At 67.1% G+C, this 2258-nt stretch carries 1 protein-coding gene and 1 pseudogene; one reads left to right on the forward strand and one right to left on the reverse strand.

Translation table 11 applies throughout. From position 1 onward, the window contains the following. Positions 1-227: 227 nt before the first annotated feature. Positions 228-1465: pseudogene (locus ACZ4O3_RS44035) on the forward strand (IS256 family transposase). 567 nt (positions 1466-2032) lie between these two features. Here ACZ4O3_RS44035 and ACZ4O3_RS44040 read toward each other — a convergent pair. Next, positions 2033-2258 (reverse strand): hypothetical protein (locus ACZ4O3_RS44040; protein WP_467728028.1); only part of this gene is annotated, 226 nt, incomplete at its 5' end.

The raw sequence follows: 2258 nt of genomic DNA on the forward strand, positions 1-2258 counted from the left end.
CAGCGCACCGCCAACCGGCCCCCGGCCGCAGCACGAGCACCGGTCGAACACGGCATGGCACGACTGAAGTCATGGCAGATCTTCCACAAACCCCGGTTGCGTCCACGGAAGTGGTGTACGGGTTCGACCTGATCCGGGGGTTTGCTCCGGCGTTGGCATGAGGCCCGCATAGTTGAACGGCCACCGGCTGATCTTCGAGGTGTCGAAGCCCGAAGGAGACCAGCACGATGACCGCACCCGACAGTCTGCCCCTGCACGCCCTCGCCGAGGACAACCTCGCCCGGCAAGTCCCGATCTGCTGCGCGCGATGGTCAAATGGTTCGCCGACGCGCACATGTCCGCGGAGGCCGATGCCCTCTGCAACGCCGAATACGGGCAGGTCAGCGACGAGAGAGTCAACCAACGTAACGGATATCGCCCGCGCGAGTGGGACACGAGGGCGGGCACGATCGAGCCGGCTATTCCCAAGCTCAGGTCCGGGAGGTACTTCCCGCACTGGCTGCTTGAACGGCGCCGCCGGGCCGAGCAGGCCCTGATCTCGGTGGTCGCCACCGCCTACCTGCTCGGCGTCTCCACCCGCAGAGTCGAGAAGCTCGCCGAGTCCCTCGGCGTGACCCAGCTGTCGAAGTCCCAGGTCAGCGCGATGGCCAAGCACCTGGACGAGCAGGTCGCCGCGTTCCGCAACCCGCCCCTGGACGCCGGCCCCTACGCCTTCGTCTGGGTCGATGCCCTGACTCAGAAGGTCCGCGAGGGCGCTCGCATCATCAACGTGCACGCCCTGATCGCGGTCGGCGTGAACGCCGACGGGCACCGCGAGATCCTCGGGCTGGACGTGGCCGCCGCAGAGGACGGCGCCGGCTGGCTGGCCTTCCTGCGCTCGCTGATCGCCCGCGGCCTGTCCGGCGTCCAACTGGTCATCTCCGATGCGCACATGGGTCTGGTCAACGCGATCGGCGCCACCCTGCCCGGGGCGAGCCGGCAGCGCTGCCGCACCCACTACGCCCGCGCACTGCTGAGCCAGGTCCCCAAGTCTGCCCAGCCGTGGGTGGCCACACTGCTGCGGACCGTCTTTGAACAGCCCGACTCCGACGCCGTCCAGGCCCAGATGCGCCACGTCCTCGATGCCCTGGAGGCCAAGTTCCCCAGGGCCGCAGCCCACTTGGACGCCGCTCAGGGCGACGTACTGGCGTTCACCGCGTTCCCGCGGGAGATCTGGCGGCAGATCTGGTCGAACAACCCGCAGGAACGGCTCAACAAGGAGATCCGCCGCCGCACCGACGTGGTCGGCATCTTCCCCGACCGCACCACCCTGATCCGCCTGGTCAGAGCGGTCCTGGCCGAACAGAACGACGAATGGACCGAGGCCCGCCGCTACATGGGCCGCGAGCTCCTCGCCAAGGCCCGCCTCCACCCGATCGAGTCAGAAAACGACGAGACCGTCCTGCCCACGGAACTCACCGCATAGCCTCAAAACGAGATCACCGAGTGGCCGTCGATACACCACTCCAGTGGACGTGACCCAAACCCCGCATCAGCCCCACCCGCATGACCCTCACCGCCAAAGCCGTTCTCACCCTGAAGCCGCAACGCTGAAAACGCTCAGTGAGTGGCATTCTTCGGCAACTTTTCCAGCGTGGTGCGACCACCGCCTCCACCTGATCCACGCTGATGGTGAGCGGCCGGCCCGGCCGCGGCTCGTCGGCCAGCCCGTCCAGCCGCTCGGCGAGGAAGCACCGCCGCCCCTTGCGGACCGTGTCCGCACTCACCTGCAGATCCCGGGCAACCGCGACAATCGGCGACACCTCCGGCCCCGCACACGCCAGCACAATCCGAGCCCCTCATCCGCTGCCCCTTTAACGGCTCCCCCCATACCTGCTCAGCACATAACTTCCCAGGCATCCACCGGAAGTTCTCAGCACACAGCGTTCTGCAGCACCCCGTGTACACATACGCCTAACCTGACCAGTGCTGACCGCAAGCAGGCGGCAGGAGACACCGGTGCCGCCTGTGGGGGCCCCACAGGCGGCAGCCATCAGCTCGCTGGCTGATCCTCCGAGTGATCAGTGACGTCAGGTATCGTGCACACACCGTCGATGCAGGTAGCGGCCACCGGAACCGTCAGCCTGACGAGCGGGCTCGAGGCTTCCTCTGGCACCGTGCAGACTCCGTCGATGCAGGTGGCGGCTGCTGGGGCCGGTGGTTTGACGATCGGGTTTGGTTCTTCCTCGGTCATTGGGTGACCTCCTGTTTCTTCTCGG

This window comes from Streptomyces sp. NPDC026515 (genome assembly GCF_055567595.1).